At 72.6% G+C, this 16,369-nt stretch carries 12 protein-coding genes; 7 read left to right on the forward strand and 5 right to left on the reverse strand.

What is annotated here, in order from left to right:
* Window positions 1-7 precede the first annotated feature (7 nt).
* Together ABFT23_RS19290 and ABFT23_RS19295 are read right to left on the reverse strand one after the other, a co-directional pair.
* Window positions 8-1,444 (reverse strand): WS/DGAT/MGAT family O-acyltransferase, encoded by a 1,437-nt coding sequence (locus tag ABFT23_RS19290; RefSeq protein ID WP_347898153.1) that lies wholly within the window; start codon window positions 1,442-1,444, stop codon window positions 8-10.
* Between the two features lie 156 nt (window positions 1,445-1,600).
* Window positions 1,601-5,479, reverse strand: a complete 3,879-nt coding sequence (locus ABFT23_RS19295) for a M14 family zinc carboxypeptidase (RefSeq protein ID WP_347898156.1) — start codon at window positions 5,477-5,479, stop codon at window positions 1,601-1,603.
* A gap of 303 nt (window positions 5,480-5,782) precedes the next feature.
* Here ABFT23_RS19295 and ABFT23_RS19300 point away from each other — a divergent pair, with 303 nt between their 5' ends.
* From ABFT23_RS19300 to ABFT23_RS19310, 3 genes are all read left to right on the forward strand, one after another.
* Window positions 5,783-7,171 (forward strand): sigma 54-interacting transcriptional regulator, encoded by a 1,389-nt coding sequence (locus tag ABFT23_RS19300; RefSeq protein WP_347898159.1) that lies wholly within the window; start codon window positions 5,783-5,785, stop codon window positions 7,169-7,171.
* Between the two features lie 68 nt (window positions 7,172-7,239).
* The gene (locus tag ABFT23_RS19305) at window positions 7,240-9,300 is read left to right on the forward strand and encodes a vWA domain-containing protein (protein ID WP_347898160.1); all 2,061 of its coding nucleotides are present in this window, start codon (window positions 7,240-7,242) and stop codon (window positions 9,298-9,300) included.
* Between the two features lie 281 nt (window positions 9,301-9,581).
* The gene (locus tag ABFT23_RS19310) at window positions 9,582-10,823 is read left to right on the forward strand and encodes an HNH endonuclease signature motif containing protein (protein WP_347898162.1); all 1,242 of its coding nucleotides are present in this window, start codon (window positions 9,582-9,584) and stop codon (window positions 10,821-10,823) included.
* A 35-nt stretch (window positions 10,824-10,858) separates the two neighbouring features.
* On the opposite strand, the gene ABFT23_RS19315 is transcribed toward ABFT23_RS19310, so the two are convergent.
* Window positions 10,859-11,713 (reverse strand): cobalamin-binding protein, encoded by an 855-nt coding sequence (locus ABFT23_RS19315; RefSeq protein WP_347898164.1) that lies wholly within the window; start codon window positions 11,711-11,713, stop codon window positions 10,859-10,861.
* Window positions 11,714-11,754: 41 nt separating this feature from the next.
* Between ABFT23_RS19315 and ABFT23_RS19320 the strand changes: the two genes are divergently transcribed.
* From ABFT23_RS19320 to ABFT23_RS19335, 4 genes are read left to right on the forward strand one after another with little or no spacing between them, the layout of a single operon-like run.
* On the forward strand, window positions 11,755-12,534 hold the full coding sequence (locus tag ABFT23_RS19320) for a TSUP family transporter (protein WP_347898166.1): 780 nt from the start codon (window positions 11,755-11,757) through the stop codon (window positions 12,532-12,534).
* Window positions 12,535-12,543: 9 nt separating this feature from the next.
* Window positions 12,544-12,861 carry a pyridoxamine 5'-phosphate oxidase gene (locus tag ABFT23_RS19325; RefSeq protein WP_347898168.1) on the forward strand — a complete coding sequence of 106 codons (318 nt, stop codon included), beginning with the start codon at window positions 12,544-12,546 and terminating at the stop codon, window positions 12,859-12,861.
* Complete coding sequence (locus ABFT23_RS19330; RefSeq protein ID WP_347898171.1) at window positions 12,858-13,595, forward strand: VOC family protein; 738 nt, start codon at window positions 12,858-12,860, stop codon at window positions 13,593-13,595. The genes ABFT23_RS19325 and ABFT23_RS19330 overlap by 4 nt, the downstream gene beginning before the upstream one ends.
* A 10-nt stretch (window positions 13,596-13,605) precedes the next feature.
* On the forward strand, window positions 13,606-14,148 hold the full coding sequence (locus tag ABFT23_RS19335) for a DinB family protein (RefSeq protein WP_347898172.1): 543 nt from the start codon (window positions 13,606-13,608) through the stop codon (window positions 14,146-14,148).
* Between the two features lie 10 nt (window positions 14,149-14,158).
* Here the strand turns inward: ABFT23_RS19335 and ABFT23_RS19340 are convergent, their stop codons facing one another.
* Window positions 14,159-15,499, reverse strand: coding sequence for an ABC1 kinase family protein (locus ABFT23_RS19340; RefSeq protein ID WP_347898173.1), 1,341 nt, complete (start codon window positions 15,497-15,499; stop codon window positions 14,159-14,161).
* A gap of 71 nt (window positions 15,500-15,570) precedes the next feature.
* Window positions 15,571-16,221 carry a peptide-methionine (S)-S-oxide reductase MsrA gene (gene msrA, locus ABFT23_RS19345; protein ID WP_347898176.1) on the reverse strand — a complete coding sequence of 217 codons (651 nt, stop codon included), beginning with the start codon at window positions 16,219-16,221 and terminating at the stop codon, window positions 15,571-15,573.
* Window positions 16,222-16,369: the final 148 nt, after the last annotated feature.

The raw sequence follows: 16,369 nt of genomic DNA on the forward strand, positions 1-16,369 counted from the left end.
CGGAACTCTACGCGCGCACCGCGACGCCGTACTCCTGCTCCAGCCGCGCCAGCTCGTCGCCGGCGTGGACCGCGATGCGCTGCAGGCTCGGCACGGAGTCGCGGCACCCGGTGAAGCCGATGTTGAACTCGCCGGCGTAGGAGACCGCGGTGATGTTGAGCGCCTGGCCGTTGAACAGCAGGCTCACCGGGAAGATCTCCTCCATGGGCGAGCCGTCGAGGTAACGGGTCTCGGCCGGGCCGGGCACGTTGGAGATCACGAGGTTGGACGCCGGGCGTCCACGGCCGCCGACGCCGAGCACGGCCTGGGCGATGAACGGGGCCATCAGCACCCCGGTGTAGGCGTCCATCGCGCCCTGCCCGACGGAGGGCAGCCGGTCCTTGCCGAGTCGCGTGGAGGCCTTGATGGCCTCGACCCTCTTGCGGGGCGAGTGGGTGTCGGTGCCCAGGCGCGCGTAGAGGAACGTGACGGCGTTGCCCACCCGGGCACCTTCGTGGGCGCGCACCGAGACCGGCACGTTGGCCGTCAACGACTCGGTGGGCAGTGCGTCGAGCTCGAGGAGGTACTGGCGCAGCGCGCCGCCGCTGACGGCGAGGAAGACGTCGTTGAGGCTGCCGTCGGCGGCCTTGGCCAGCGGGCGGAGGCGTTCGATCGAGTAGTGCTGGGTCGCGAAGCGGCGCGGGGTGTGGATGCGGCCGTTGAAGATCGACTTCGGGGCGCGGAACGGCGCCGCGCGGTCGGGGTCGGTGCGGCCCGTCAGCGTCTCGGCGTAGGTGCGACCGAGCGAGCCGGCGATCGAGACCGCGCTGCGGGCCCCGTCGGTGAGGCCGGAGACGAGACCGCCGGGCGGCGCGACCTCGACCTCGGTGCGCCTCGCCTTCGGGGGCAGGCCGGACTGGTCGGGCCCGTGGGCGCCCACGGCCCACGGCGGCAGCATGTCGCGGGCGTCGGGGTCGACCGAGAGCATCCGGCTCAGCAGCCGGACGCCGCCGACGCCGTCGACCTGTGAGTGGTGGGCCTTCATGTACAGCGCCCACCGGGGGCCGCCGTCGTCGCCCGGGTCGGGCTCGAGGCCCTCGATGACGTGGCACTCCCACAGCGGGTAGCGCCGGTCCATCTTCGCGGAGTGGAGCCGTGAGACGAGCACGCCGAGCTCGCGTTGGCTGCCCGGCGCGGGCAGGGCCGAGTGGCGCAGGTGGTAGTCGAGGTCGATGTCGGCGTCGGGGAGCTCGACCCAGCTGGGCACCGGCAGCGACCGGTACAGGTAGTTGTACGGCCCCTGGAACCGGCGCACCGAGCGCCACCGGGCGACCAGGTCGGCGACGAACGTCGGGCGGTCGTGGGGCACCCGGAAGGTGGCGAGCATGCCCACCTGCATCGGGGTGCGGGAGGTCTCGGCGAACAGCCACGCCGAGTCGTTGGTCTTCAGCAGCTTGCGTGCCATGCGGTGCAGGTCCCCCATGAGTCCCGGGCCGGTCGGCCCGCCCGACGACTGTAGTGGCGCCGGTCACCAGGCAGGGCCGTTCGAGGGAAGTCGCGGGACGCACAGGAGCCGGTGACGCGGGGTGCGTCACCGGCTCCTGCGTGCTTCACGGAGGCGTCAGCGACGCACGGTGATCTTCTGGACGACGCTCGCGGCCGTGGCGTTCGCGTTGCCGGCGAAGACGACGCGCACGGTCTTCGTGCCCGGCTGCGGGAAGCGCGGCAGCCGCAGCTCGACGATGCCGTCGCGACCGACGGTGCCGCGGGCGACCACCGAGCCGGCGCGCACGACCGTCACCCGCCCGGAGACCGGGGTGCCCGGCGTCCGCACCCGGATGCGGAGCACGGCCCGGGTCTGGGCGGCCGTGCCCTTGGTGCGCACGATCGTCGGGCTCTGGCGCACGACCGCCACCGACGAGGCCGCCTTGGCGACGCGGACCTGCCGGCCCGCCGACGACGACGGCGCCGCGAGCGAGTCGCCGGTGTAGGCGGCCGCGATCGACGTCACGCCCGCCGTGTCGAACGGGCCGAGGTCGGCGACCGCGGTGCCGTCGGCACCGAGCCGGGCGACGACGTACGTCTTGGCGTTGCCGATCACGACCGTCCCGGACGGCTGGTGGCCGACCTGGTTGGGCGCGGTGACCGCGACCCTGACCCGGACCTTCCCGGTGCCCACCGCGACCTGCGCCGGCGTCACCGTGAGGTCGACCGTCGACGGGGCCGCGGTGACCGCGACCGTCGAGGCGCTCGACGTGGCCGTGGCGGCGACGTCGTCGCCGGCGTAGGTCGCCGTGATGCTCTTCGAGCCGGTGCTGGCGAACGGGCCGAGGTCGACCGTGGCCTTGCCGGTGGCGTCGAGCGGTGCGGTCGCGCTGACCGCGTTCGCCCCGGTGCCGGCGGTGACCGTGACCTCGCCCGAGGGCGTGAGGCCGAAGTCGTTGTCGGAGGTCACCGTGACGGTGGCCTCGACGGTGCCGTTGCCGGCCACGACGCTCGTCGGGGCGACGGCGAGAGCCACGGTCGACGGGGCCGGGGCGGCCTCGTAGCCGACCCGCGCGATCCACTTGCGGTAACGGCGGTCGGCGTCGTCGGCGGGGTTGTAGCCGCCCTCGACGTTGCCGGCCGTGTCGGTGGCGTACCAGTAGATCTTCGCGCCGGCGTCGACGGTCAGCAGCTCGCCGTCCTCGCGGACGCCGCGCGGGGCGTAGACCTTCGTCGCCGGGTTGGTCTCCGAGGGGCGGGTGCCGTCGAGGGTGTAGCGGATCTCGGCGGACTCGTCGGCGGAGAACGCGACGTTGACCTTGCCCGCCGTCGAGCTCTCGGTGACCGTGACCGTCGACGTCGGGGCCACGACGTCGCTGTCGAGGTCGCGAGCGACCCGCATCAGCTCGACGAGGCCGTTGGCGTACTCCATCGTCTCGGCGTGGGCCGAGGCGCCGTTGGGGCCGGTGGTGCTCTCGAAGGGCGGCTGGAACGTGGTGCCGACCTCGAAGTTCCAGGCGTAGAGGTGGTGCTTGTACCAGTTCATGTCGCCCGAGTTGCCGGCCGCGGAGTAGAGGACGTCGGAGGTGACGCCGGTGCGGGCGGGCGTGACGGACATACCGCGGTGACGCTTGATCGCGGTGAGGATCCGCGACGAGGCCTGCCAGAAGTAGTTCTCCTCCTCGAGCGTCGGGCGCGGGGCCGAGACGCGACCGGGCAGCTTGTAGGCGCCCGGCGACCACATGAAGTAGTTGCCGGAGGAGTGCATGTTCATCGAGAACTTCATGTTCGGCTTGGCGGCGACCCAGTCGACGTTCTTCGACTCCGACTCCGACAGCTCGCCCGGGCCGGCGAACGTGTCGCTGGTGCACGACGCCGACGCGCCGTCGTAGCCGTCGAAGAGGCTGTACTCGTCGTAGTTGCGGTTGACGTCGACACCCCAGCTGTTGCGGGCGGTGACGTCGAAGTTGCCGGTGGGCTCGCAGTAGCGCTTCATGTTGCGGCGCTGCGAGGCGAAGTCGTAGAAGGAGTAGTGGCCACCGTCGGGGTTGACCGACGGCATGATCCACACCTCGAGGTTGTCGACGAGGTCCTTGGTCGGTGCGTGCGTGCCGTAGTTGCGCAGCAGCCGCTCGGCCGCCTCGATCGTGACCAGCGGCGGCACCCACTCGCGGGCGTGCTCCTGGGCGTAGGCGAAGACGCCCGGCTTGGTGCCCTCGGGGGAGGTGCCGATGCGCAGCGCGTAGACCGTCTGCGGCTCGTGCGAGACGTAGTCGGGGGCGTTGAGGTTGTCGTCGAGCTGGATCAGCCGGGTGGGCTGCACGACGCCGCCACCGGCGTTGCCGCGGTAGGTGTAGGCGGTGACCAGCGTCGAGGCGCGCGGGTGGGCGTTGATCGCCGCGACCACCTGGGCGGCGGTGCTGGTGCGCGCGCCCGTGGCGTCGCTGGCCGAGACGACCTGGATGGTGCGGCCCGCGACCGAGACGGAGAGGTCGGCGTTGGCCGCGCCCGGGTCGAGCACCTGGACGACGAGGTCGTCGCCGCCCTCGTGGCCCCAGGCCTTCGAGTCGAGACCGACGCGCTGGTCGTTGCTGACCGCGGTGGCGGGCACCAGACGACCGGTGACGCCCGCGGGCAGCGCGCGGAGGGTGGCCCCGTCGGCCTGCGAGACGCCCACGACGGGGATGGTCACGGTCGCGGCGATGTTGCCGGGGCCGGTGGCCGCGCCGCCGAGGTTGTTGACGACGACGACGGCGCTCGCGCCGGCGGCCTGGGCGTTGGTGGCCTTGTCCTGGAACGTGCACTCGCCGCGGGTGACCACGGCGATCGCGCCGGCCGGGAAGCCGCTGATCGGTCCGCAGCCCATGGCGGGCGTGGCGTTCGGGAAGGCCTCGTTGGGCCCGGCGACGACGTCGGCCAGCTGGGTGGACGTCGCGGGGAACCCGCCGGCCGGGACGGCGCCCACGGTGCCGGTGCGCGGCACGTAGGTGAACTCGCCGGCCGGGCCGGAAGTCGTCCGGACGACGAGGCGGTTGCCCGGCGGGTCGAGGAGGGCCTGGGAGAGGCGGCGGTAGCCGTTGGTCTGGTTGGGCAGCTCGACGAGCTCGGCCATCGACGGGTACTGCTGGGCGAGCATCTTGATGCGGTCGTAGAGCTGCGTCGGGTCGTGGTAGGAGCCGATGAAGTCCTGCTGGTAGCCGGGGCCCTTGAACGGGTCGTCGTCCTCGGGGGTCGGCAGCCAGTCGCGGACGGTGGCCTCGGCGACGTCGCCGCTGGCGCTGGTGATGCGCACCTTGTCGGGTCGCACGGCCACGGCCGGGTCGCCCGCGGTGGCCACCGCGGCAGCGCCGCGGTGGTAGAGGTACACGCCGGCGTCGACGAAGCGGGTGATGTTCTGGGTGCCGCCGGAGCCCATCGCGGTGCCGGGGCCGCTGTCGCGCTCGACCGTGAGGGCGGTGGTCTCGGTCTGGCCGTTGGCCCACTTGGCCTCGACCGAGAGGAAGCCGACGCCGAAGGCGGTGTAGTAGTCGGCGCGGATGATGCGGACGTCGGAGACGTCGGGGTTGGTGGCCCGCTGGGCCATCCGTCGGTTGTCCTGGCGCGCCTGCGCGATCGTGGCGGTGCGCTCGGTGACCGCGCGGCGGGCGTCGTCCTGGGTCCAGACGACCTCGCCGACGGTGAAGCCGAGCTCCTGGAGCGTGGCGATCTCGCCCGGCGTCACGACGGCCTTCACGTCGAGGTGGTCACCGTGCTGCTCGACGCCGTGGTCGAGGTCGACGCCGGTGCCGACGAGCCGGTCGAGCTCGTCGCGGTCGGCGACCTCGACCTTGACCACGACCGGCTCCTCGTCGGCGGTGCGCTCGAGCACGGGCAGGGCGGGTGCGTCGGCGGTGTCGGGGTCGGCCACGGCCGGGCCGGCCATCGGGACGACGGCGGCGGCGAGGCCGGGCAGCAGGACGGCGGCGGCGGTCGCCGCCACCCATCTGCGCGCGGGTCGGGGGCGGGAGGACGACATGGGTCTCCTTGGCTGGCCCGGGTCGGCGACGGGCGGGGACGCCGATCACGCGTCCGCTCCGACGGTGGAACGACGCGTACGACCCAGGGGTGGATGAGGATGGTCAGACAATCAGCCGTTCCCCCGGTCGTCAAGCAGTTCGGGGAAACTCGGTGAGACAACTGTTTACGCCGGTCACGACGGTCGCTGCCAGCACCGGACTCGGCCCGTGTCCATGGGGGACAGCACCCGTCCTGTGCCCGGGCGAGCCCGGATCGGACTAGACCGGTCGTGGCGTTGTCGCGCGTGAGTAGCGTGGAGGACGTGACCTCTGCTCCTTCGGTGTCCACGCTCGGCGAGCTCCGCGCGTCCGGACACGTCCACAAGCCGCTGCGCACCGAGATCCGCGACAACCTGCTCGCCAAGCTCGCGGCCGGCGACGACCCGTGGCCGGGCCTGCACGGCTTCGAGTCCACGGTCGTGCCGCAGCTCGAGCGTGCGCTCATCGCCGGCCACGACGTCGTCCTGCTCGGCGAGCGCGGGCAGGGCAAGACCCGTCTGCTGCGCACCATGATCGGCCTGCTCGACGAGTGGACGCCGGTGATCTCCGGCTCCGAGCTCGGCGAGCACCCCTACGACCCCGTCACCATCGGCTCCCAGCACGCCGTGGCCACCTACGGCGACGACCTGCGCGTCTCGTGGCGTCACCGCGACGAGCGCTACGCCGAGAAGCTGGCCACCCCCGACACCTCCGTGGCCGACCTCATCGGCGACGTCGACCCGATGAAGGTGGCCGAAGGACGCTCGCTGGGCGACCCCGAGACCATCCACTTCGGCCTCATCCCGCGCGCGCACCGCGGCATCGTGGCGATCAACGAGCTGCCCGACCTCGCCGAGCGCATCCAGGTCGCGATGCTCAACGTGATGGAGGAGCGCGACATCCAGATCCGCGGCTACGTGCTGCGCCTGCCGCTCGACGTCCTCGTCGTCGCGTCGGCCAACCCGGAGGACTACACCAACCGCGGGCGGATCATCACCCCGCTCAAGGACCGTTTCGGCGCCGAGATCCGCACCCACTACCCCCTCGAGCTCGACGCCGAGGTCGCCGTCATCCGCCAGGAGGCCGACCTCGTCGCCGACGTGCCCGACTACCTCGTCGAGGTGCTGGCCCGCTTCACGCGCCAGCTGCGCGAGTCCTCCGCGGTCGACCAGCGCTCCGGCGTCTCGGCCCGCTTCGCCATCGCCGGCGCCGAGACCATCGCCGCCGCCGCGCTGCACCGCGCCACGCGACAGGGGGAGGACGAGCCCGTCGCCCGCGTCGTCGACCTCGAGACCGCCGTCGACGTGCTCGGCGGCAAGATCGAGTTCGAGTCCGGCGAGGAGGGCCGCGAGCAGGAGACCCTCACCCACCTGCTGCGCACCGCGATCGCCGAGACCGTGCGCGCCCACTTCCGCGGCCTCGACTTCGGCCTCCTCGTCGACCGCATCGAGGCCGGCGCTATGGTGACCACCGGCGAGCAGGTCACGGCGCGCGACTTCCTCACCGGCCTGCCGGTGCTGGGCGAGTCCGAGCTCTACGACGACATCTGCGAGCGCCTCGGCGCCACCAACGACGGCCAGCGCGCCGGGGCCATCGAGCTGGCTCTCGAGGGGCTCTACCTCGCCCGCAAGGTCGGCAAGGACTCCGACGGCGCCGAGACCGTCTACGGCTAGGTCGCACGCCGGCCCTCGGGCGGACGAGGCAGGCCTCTGGTCAGGAGCACCGTCGTAGGCTCGATGACGTGCCCCGCACCCGATCCCGGTTCCGCAAGTACGACGGTGGCGACCCCCTCGCCCCGCCGGTCGACCTCGCCGAGGCTCTCGACGCGATCGGCGACGACGTCATGGCCGGCTACAGCCCCGAGCGCGCCATGCGCGAGTTCCTCCGGCGTGGTGGCCGCGACCAGCGCGGCCTCGACGACCTCGCGCGCCAGGTCGCCGAGCGCCGCCGCGACCTGCTGCAGAAGCACGACCTCGACGGCACCCTGCGCCAGGTCAAGGAGCTGCTCGACCGGGCCGTGCTCGAGGAGCGCAAGCAGCTCGCGCGCGACGCGATGATGGACGACGCCGACCGGGCATTCCGCGAGATGCGCATGGAGAACGTCTCGCCGTCGCCGGCCGCCGCGGTCAGCGAGCTGTCCGACTACGACTGGCAGAGCCCCGAGGCCCGCGCGGCCTACGAGGAGATCAAGGACCTCCTCGGCCGCGAGCTCCTCGACCAGCGCTTCCAGGGCATGAAGCAGGCGCTCGAGGGCGCCACCGAGGCCGACCGGGCCGCGATCAACGACATGCTCGCCGACCTCAACGAGCTGCTCGCCAAGCACGCCGCGGGCGACGACACCCAGCAGGACTTCGACGACTTCATGGCCCAGCACGGGGACTTCTTCCCCGAGCGGCCCGAGACGATCGACGAGCTCCTCGACGCCCTCGCGCAACGCGCGGCCGCCGCGCAGCGGATGCTCAACTCGATGACGCCCGAGCAGCGCCAGGAGCTCATGGAGCTGAGCGCGCAGGCCTTCGGCTCGCCCGAGCTCATGGAGCAGCTCGGCCAGCTCGACGCCAACCTCCAGGCGCTGCGTCCCGGCGAGGACTGGGGCGGTTCCGAGCGCTTCGACGGCGAGCAGGGTCTCGGCCTCGGCGACGGCACCGGCGTCCTGCAGGACCTCGCCGACCTCGACGACCTCGCCGAGCAGCTCTCGCAGTCGGGCCCGCGCGCGCAGCTCGACGACGTCGACCTCGACAAGCTCGCCCGCCAGCTCGGCGACGAGGCCGCCGTCGACGCGCGCACCCTGCAGCAGCTGGAGAAGGCGCTGCGTGACAGCGGCACCCTCGAGCGCGGCACCGACGGCCAGCTGCGCCTGACGCCGAAGGCGATGCGCCAGCTCGGCAAGGCGCTGCTGCGCGACGTCGCCCAGCGCATGTCGGGCCGGCAGGGCCAGCGCGACATGCTCCGGGCCGGCGCGGCGGGGGAGCGGTCGGGCGCCACGCGCGCCTGGGCCTACGGCGACACCGAGCCGTGGGACGTGCCCCGCACGGTGCTCAACGGCGTCGTCCGGCGCGCGGGCGATGCCGCTGGCCCGCGGATGACGATCGACGACGTCGAGGTGCAGGAGACCGAGGCGCGCACCCAGGCCTGCGTCGCCCTGCTGGTCGACACCTCGTTCTCGATGGCGATGGACGGGCGCTGGGTGCCGATGAAGCGCACCGCACTGGCGCTGCACACGCTGATCAAGAGCCGGTTCCGGGGCGACCACCTGCAGCTGATCGGCTTCGGCCGGCACGCCGAGGTGATGGAGATCGAGCAGCTCACCGCGCTCGACGCGATGTGGGACAAGGGCACCAACCTCCACCACGCGCTGCTGCTGGCCAACCGGCACTTCCGCAAGCACCCGGGTGCCCAGCCGGTGCTGCTGATCGTCACCGACGGTGAGCCGACCTCGCACCTCGAGAGCTCCGGCGAGGTCTACTTCTCCTACCCGCCCCACCCGGTCACGATCGCGCTCGCCGTCCGCGAGCTCGACGCGTCGCGGCGCCTCGGCGCCCAGACGACGTTCTTCCGCCTCGGCGACGACCCCGGTCTCGCCCGGTTCATCGAGCAGATGGCCCGGCGCGTCGACGGCCGCATGGTCAGCCCCGAGCTCGACGACCTCGGCGCCGCCGTCGTCGGCTCCTACCTCGGCTCGCGGGACGCCGGGCGGCCGGGCGGGGACGGCGGCTACGGCGGCTTCGGCGGGATGAGTGGGCTGCGGTCGGCCTACGGGGACTGGATGGGTGGCCGCGGGTCCTGGGTCGGCGACGACTGAGGCGCTCTCGTGGGTGACTGAGGTGCGTGGTCGGGTTGGCCGCGCGCGGTAGCACGCCGCGTCTCGGCCTCAAGGACCAATCCCTACGCCTTGCTGTTCCGCGGATCTGGGGATTGGTCCTTGACCCCGAGCCTCTCGCGGCGTGCTGGTCCGGCGCGTGCGGTGGCGCCTCCGCAAGTTCCGGCGCACCGCCCGCCAAGCGCGGCCAGTTCCTGGGGGATGGGTTGAAGGGTGGTCGAGATTGACTCGAACATGCGTTCGAATTTGTGGTATCATGGCCTATGGCCACCGCGACCCGCACCGGCAGCGATCCGCTGCTGCTTGCCGTGCGTGGCCGTCGGCTCGCTGAGGCTGACGCGCAGGTCGAGACGCTGAAGTCCGTGCTGGCCTGGGCCGAACGGAACGAGGCTTCTAGCGACGAGGTCGTCGTGTTGCTGCAGTCGGTGGAGCGTCCGTTGCACCTGGCCGGGCCGGGTGCGCCCGCGGTGCCGGAGTACGCCGCGCTCGACCTCGCCCTCTCGCTCGGGACGAGCACCGACGCCGGGCTGACCTACCTCGGTCGGGCGCTCGAGCTGTGTCACCGGCTCCCGCGGCTCTACCTCCGCGTGGTCAAGCACGAGGTTGCCCTGTGGCGGGCGTTCAAGATCGCCGATGCCACCATGACGCTGTCCGAAGCGGCGGCCTGGCACGTCGACCGGTTCATCGCACCGGTCGCGGACCGGTGCTCGTTCGCCCAGCTCGACCGCACCGTCGACGCGGCCCGGGCCGAGCACGACCCCGCCGACGCCGAGGCCCGACGTCTCGCCGCGCTCGAGGACCGGCGCGTCACCGTGTACCTGGCCGGGGCGACCACCGACGGCACCGTCGACGTCGTCGCCACGTTGGACACCGCGGACGCGGTCGATCTCGAATACGCTCTGCGCGACCGTGCCCAGACCCTCGCCGACCTCGGGTCGACCGAGACCCTCGACGTCCGACGCTCCCAGGCCCTCGGAGAGATGGCCCGTACCCAGCTCGCCCTCGACCTCGACACCAGCGGTGGTGGTCGTGGGGTCACGATCTACGCCCACCTCGACGCCGCCAACCCTGATCTGCCGGGGCTGCTCGACAACACCCAGACCCCGCTGCTGGTCGACCAGGTCCGCTCGTGGTGCGAAGCCGCCGGCACGAAGGTCACGGTGAAGCCGGTGATCGACCTCGCCGAATCCGTCGAGACCTCCGCCTACCGACCCAGTGACGCGATCCGTGAACGCGTCACGTTGCGGGACCGGTGCTGCGTGTTCCCCGACTGCACCCGCCGCCGGGTCGACCTCGACCACATCGTCCCGTTCGAGTCCGGCGGCATCACCGCCACCTGGAACCTCGCGCTGCTCTGCCGACGCCACCACCGCGCCAAGACCCACGGCCAGTGGGCCTACCGGATGGTCGAACCCGGCCTCTACACCTGGACCAGCCCCACCGGCGTCGAGTCAGTCGTCGACCGACGCCCACCACCCGGCACCCGAGCACGCCGACATCCCTGAGCGCCCCACCAGCCCCGCGCACGACGTGAGCGGGGCTACCGGCGCGCACCGGCCAGCACTCCCGCCAGCTCCTCGACGCCGTCGACGAGGCGGGGCCCGGGGCGCGCCCACATGGCGTCGGCGTCGACGGCGTGCACGAGCACGTCGTCGGGCAGCAGGCCCGCGGCGACGAGCGCGTCGGCCTGGGCCTGCGCCCCGGCGCGGTCGTAGCCGCACGGTGCGACGACGACGACGTCGGGCCGCGCCGCGTGGACGGCGTCCCACGGCACGCGGGTCGACCTGTGGCCTGCGGTCCCGAGCACGCACGTGCCGCCGGCGAGCTCGACCATCTCCGGGATCCAGTGACCGGGTGCGTAGGGCGGGTCGGTCCACTCCAGGACGACGACGCGGGGCCGCGGCCCGTCAGCCGTCACGGACCCGACGGCGTCGAGCCGGGCGCGCAGCGACGCGACCAACGCGGTCGCCTCGGCGGACCGCCCGACGGCGGAGCCGAGCACCTCGATGGAGGCCAGCACCTCGGCCACCGTGTGCGGGTCGAAGGTCAGCACGTCGGCCGAGCACCCCAGGTAGGCCAGCGCGTCGTCGACGACGGTCACGTCGACGGCACACACCGCGCAGAGGTCCTGCGTGACGACGAGGTCGGCGTCGAGGTCGCCGAGCGCGCCCGCGTCGAGACGGTAGAGGTCCTCGCCCCGCGCGACGGCGGCGGCGACGAACGCGTCGATCTCGGCCGGCGCCAGCCCGGGCGGCATCGCCGTGCTCGACACGACCCGCCGCTCGCGCGCCGCCGGCGGGTGGTCGCACTCGAAGGTGACCCCGACGACCTCCGGCCCGGCGCCGATGGCGAACAGGATCTCGGTCGTCGACGGCAGCAGGGACACGATGCGCACCCCCTCAGTCTCCCCCCTCGTGCGTCACTAGGATCGCCCGAGTGCCCGACCCGTCGTTGACCGTGCTGGCCCTGCTCGCACTCGCGGCGGTGATGGCGGGCTACGTCGACGCGGTGGTCGGCGGTGGGGGGCTCATCCAGCTCCCGGCGCTGCTGATCGGGCTCCCGGCGGCGAGCCCGATCGAGATCCTGGCCACCAACAAGGCCGGCTCCATCTGCGGGACGACGGTCAGCTCCATCACCTACTACCGCCGGGTGCGGCCAGACCCACGCACGTTCCTGCCGCTGATGGTCCTGGCGTTCGCCGGATCGGCGAGCGGCGCCGTGGTGGCGAGTCTGATCCCGCGCAGCGCGTTCGACCCGATCGTGCTCGTCGCGCTCGTGCTCGTGGGAGCCTACGTGCTGCTCAAGCCCGACCTCGGGGACGCGACCGACCTCAAGTTCAGCGGCCACCGGCACACCTCGATCGCCGGCCTCACCGGGTTCACGGTCGGGTTCTACGACGGCGCGCTCGGTCCCGGCACCGGCAGCTTCTTCGTGTTCGCGCTCGTGGGCCTGATGGGCTACTCGTTCCTCGAGGCGAGCGCGAAGGCGCGGCTGGCCAACTGGGCCACGAACCTCGCCGCGCTGTGCGTCTTCGTGCCCCAGGGCGCCGTCCTGTGGCACGTGGGCCTCGTCATGGGCGCCGCGAACATCGTCGGCGGCTACCTCGGCGCCCGGACGGCGGTGGCCAGGGGCGCCGGCTTCGTGCGGGTGTTCTTCATCGTCGTCGTCAGCGCGTTCGTGGTCCGCATCGGCGGGGGCGTGCTCGGACTCTGGTGAGATGGGCCCATGAGCATCCCTGTCGAGGTCGATCGCCTCGCCGACGCCCTGGCCGACGTCGACGACGGCTACCTGCTCACCACGGGCGACCAGCGGGTGAAGGCCGTCAGCGTGCGGCCCGTCCTCACCGACGGCGTGCTGGTCGTCCGGGCGCCCGGACGCGGCAGCCTTGCCAACGTCGCGGCCAACGAGGTCGTCACCCTGCTCTACCCACCTCGGCAGGCGCCGGGGTTCAGCCTGCTCGTCGACGGCACCGCCGTGGTCGACGGTGACGACGTGCTGGTCACCCCGACCAGCGCCGTGCTGCACAAGCCGGCGTCGTCGTGAGCGGCCCAGGCCCCTGGACGCCGTCCTGGCTGACCGCGTTCGTCGACCTCGCCCCCGACCACTTCGAGCGCGGGGTGGTGTTCTGGGCGGAGGTGACCGGTTCGCGCGTCTCCCCGAGCCGCGGTCACCACGACGAGTTCGTCACCCTCGTGCCGCGGGACGGCGACGCGTACCTGCGGGTGCAGCGCCTCGGGTCGCCGACGTCGGGCCACCACCTCGACCTGCACGTGCCCGACCCCCGCGGCGCAGCCGCCCGCGCGGTCGGTCTCGGCGCTGCCGAGGTCGCCGGCCCGGGCGCCGACGTCGTCGTCCTCCGGTCGCCCGCCGGGCTGGTGTTCTGTCTCGTCGCCGCCCACGAGACCAGGCTGTCGTCGCCGGTCCGGTGGCCCGGCGGGCGTTCGCAGGTCAACCAGGTGGCCCTCGACATCGGTCCGTCGTCCTTCGACCGGGAGCGGGACTTCTGGGAGGAGCTGACCGGGTTCACCCCGTCGGACACCGGCAGCCCCGAGCTGAAGCGCCTCGACGGCGGGGGACCGCTCCGCGTGCTCCTCCAGCGGCTCGGCGACGACCGCGAGCCCGGCTACCACCTCGACCTCGCCGCCGACGACCGGGCCGCCGAGACCGAGCGGCACGTCTCGCTCGGGGCCACCGTCGAGGGTGTCCACTCCCGGTGGACCGTGCTCGCCGACCCGGCCGGCACGCGCTACTGCATCACCGACCGGGTGCCGCGCTAGCGTCGGGCGGATGAGCGACTCACCGGCCGGACGCCTCGACCCGCGGTTCGTGGACGACGAGGTGACGATGCTGCGCGCCTACCTCGACTACCAGCGTGAGACCTTCCGGTGGAAGACCCGAGGTCTGACCAAGGAGCAGCTCGGCCGGTTGCACCCGCCGTCGGCCCTCACGCTCGCCGGCCTGGTCAAGCACGCGGCACTCGTCGAGGACTGGTGGTTCGGCGTGTGCCTGCGAGGCACCGAGACGGTGGCGCCGTTCACCGACGTCGACTTCGACGTCGATCCCGAGTGGGAGTTCCGCACGGCTCTCGACGACGAGCCGGAGTACCTGCACGGTCTGCTCGACTCCCTGATCGCCGCCTCCGACGCCTTCGTCGTCGAGGCGCTCGCCGGAGGCGACGGCGCCGACGCCCTGTCAGTCGGACGTCACTCGCGCACGGGCGAGCAGATCAGCCTGCGCTGGATCCTCCTGCACATGATCGAGGAGTACGCCCGGCACAACGGTCACGCCGACCTCATCCGCGAATCAGTGGACGGCTTGACCGGCGAATAGGTGTAAGCGCTCAGGCGTCGGGGTCGGCGAACCCGGGGAGCATCTCGACCAGGATGGCCTGGAACGGCGCCTCGGCCTCCAGCTGGCTCAGCACGCCGATGCCGCCCACCCACGTGCGGTGGATCAGCATGTACGACGGCGGCAGGTTGAGCTTCACCGCGATCGTGTAGGCGGGCTCGCGCGGGTTGTTGATGCGCTGGAACTGCTCGCGCATCCACTCGCGCGAGAAGCGGAAACGCTCGACCGAGGCGGGCTCGACGAACGGCGAGAGGTAGTCCATCAGCAGCTCGGCGTCGATCTTGATCCGCTCGCGCACGAAGCCCTCGGCGCGCAGCCCGTCGAGCACGCGGTCGGCGTCGCCCGAGGCGCAGGCGCGCATCAGTCGGCCCATCGCTGCGGGCAGCTCACGCTCGGGCAGTCGCGCGACAGCGCCGTAGTCGAGCACGCCGAGGCGGCCGAGGCCGCCGTCGTCGGCGGGGATCACGCGGAAGTTGCCGGGGTGCGGGTCGGCGTGCAGCATGCCGGTGCGCGCCGGACCGGAGAACAGGAAGCGCACGAAGAGCTCGCCGTAGTGGTCACGCTCGGCCTGCGTGCCCTCGGCGATCACCTGGGCCAGCGACGAGGTGGACTCCATCCACTCCGTGACGATGACGGTGGGCCCGACGGCGACCACGGGGGGCACGACGATGTGCGGATCGCCGTCGAACGCCTCGGCGAAGGTGCTCTGGGCCTCGGCCTCGAGCGCGTAGTCGAGCTCCTCGACGGCGCGGGCCTGCATCTCGTCGATGAGCGGCTTGACGTCGATGCCCGGGAACAGCGGGCCGACCGTGCGCCCGAGGCGGGCGATCTGACGCAGGTCGGAGCGCAGCGCGTCGCCCGCGCCGGGGTACTGCACCTTGACGGCGACGTCGCGCCCGTCGTGCCACCGGCCCTTGTGCACCTGGCCGATCGACGCCGAGGCGGTGGGCCCGCCGTCGAGCCAGACGAGCTTGTCCTGCCAGTCGGCGCCGAGGTCGGCGGCCAGGATCTCGCGCACCGTGCTCGTCGGCATCGGGGGAGCGGAGTCCTGCAGCTTGGTCAGCTGCTCGCGGTAGGGCCCGGCGACCTCCTCGGGCAGGGCGGCCTCGAGCACCGAGAGCGCCTGACCGAACTTCATCGCCCCGCCCTTGAGCTCACCGAGCGTGCGGAAGAGCTGCTCGGCCGTGCGCTGCTGGATGTCGGAGAGCACCGCCTCGGCCGGCGCGCCCCCGATCCGGCGTCCGAGGCCGAGGGTCTTGCGGCCGGCGTAGCCGAGAGGCAGCGCGGCGAGACGCGCGGTGCGCGCCGCTGCCTTGCGAGGGAGGTCGGCCATGGATCCATCCTCTCAGTCGGTCGGTGCCGAGCGGGTGACCCGAGAGGAGGGGAATTCCTCCAGCGCCGGCCTCAGGCGTCGGCGGGGAAGCGCACGCCGGTGTTGGCGTGGCACCGGTAGCCGTGCGGGTTCTTGGCGAGGTACTGCTGGTGGGCGTCCTCGGCGTAGTAGTAGGGGACGTCGGCCGCGGGCCGGATCTCGGTGGTGATGTCGCCGAGTCGGCGCCGGGCGAGCTCGTCGCCGTAGATCTTGGTCAGCTCGCGGGCGGTCTGCTCCTGCTCGGGCGTCGTCCAGTAGATCGCCGAGCGGTACTGGGTGCCGACGTCGTTGCCCTGGCGCATGCCCTGCGTGGGGTCGTGCACCTCGAAGAACGTCTTGACGAGGTCGGCGTAGGAGACGACCGCGGGGTCGAAGACGATGCGCACGGCCTCGGTGTGCCCGGTACGGCCCGTGCAGACCTCCTCGTAGGAAGGGTGCGGGGTGTGCCCGCCCGCGTAGCCGACCGAGGTCGACCAGACCCCGGGCTTCTGCCAGTAGATCTCCTCGGCGCCCCAGAAGCAGCCGAGGCCGAACACGGCGACCTCGAGTCCGTCGGGGACGTCGTCGGTGACGACGGGCGCGTCGAGCACGCGGTGCTGGGCGGCGCGGTGGAACGGGTCCTGCTCACGGCCGGGCAGCGCGTGCTCGGCGTCGACGAGGGAGGTCTTGGCCCTGGAGAACATGCCTCCATCGTCCCAGGGGACGCAAGCGGTTCGGCGCCTGCGCGGGGCTGGAGGGGTCCGGTAGCACGGTGGAGTCATGGCGGCCCTGGCCCGATCGGGCCAGGGTCGTGCCCGACACGTCCTCCCTCAGGGTGAATTCAGCAGGTTC

It is taken from the genome of Nocardioides secundeburneus (assembly GCF_039939255.1).
In the GTDB taxonomy this organism is placed as follows: Bacteria; Actinomycetota; Actinomycetes; order Propionibacteriales; family Nocardioidaceae; genus Nocardioides.

What these genes read in the sequence shown, in the direction of transcription:
- ABFT23_RS19290 (WP_347898153.1), bottom strand. Translation starts at nt 1,444, where the DNA reads ATGGCACGCAAGCTGCTGAAGACCAACGACTCGGCGTGGCTGTTCGCC.
- ABFT23_RS19295 (WP_347898156.1), bottom strand. Translation starts at nt 5,479, where the DNA reads ATGTCGTCCTCCCGCCCCCGACCCGCGCGCAGATGGGTGGCGGCGACC.
- ABFT23_RS19310 (WP_347898162.1), top strand. Translation starts at nt 9,582, where the DNA reads ATGGCCACCGCGACCCGCACCGGCAGCGATCCGCTGCTGCTTGCCGTG.
- ABFT23_RS19325 (WP_347898168.1), top strand. Translation starts at nt 12,544, where the DNA reads ATGAGCATCCCTGTCGAGGTCGATCGCCTCGCCGACGCCCTGGCCGAC.
- ABFT23_RS19335 (WP_347898172.1), top strand. Translation starts at nt 13,606, where the DNA reads ATGAGCGACTCACCGGCCGGACGCCTCGACCCGCGGTTCGTGGACGAC.
- ABFT23_RS19340 (WP_347898173.1), bottom strand. Translation starts at nt 15,499, where the DNA reads ATGGCCGACCTCCCTCGCAAGGCAGCGGCGCGCACCGCGCGTCTCGCC.
- msrA (WP_347898176.1), bottom strand. Translation starts at nt 16,221, where the DNA reads ATGTTCTCCAGGGCCAAGACCTCCCTCGTCGACGCCGAGCACGCGCTG.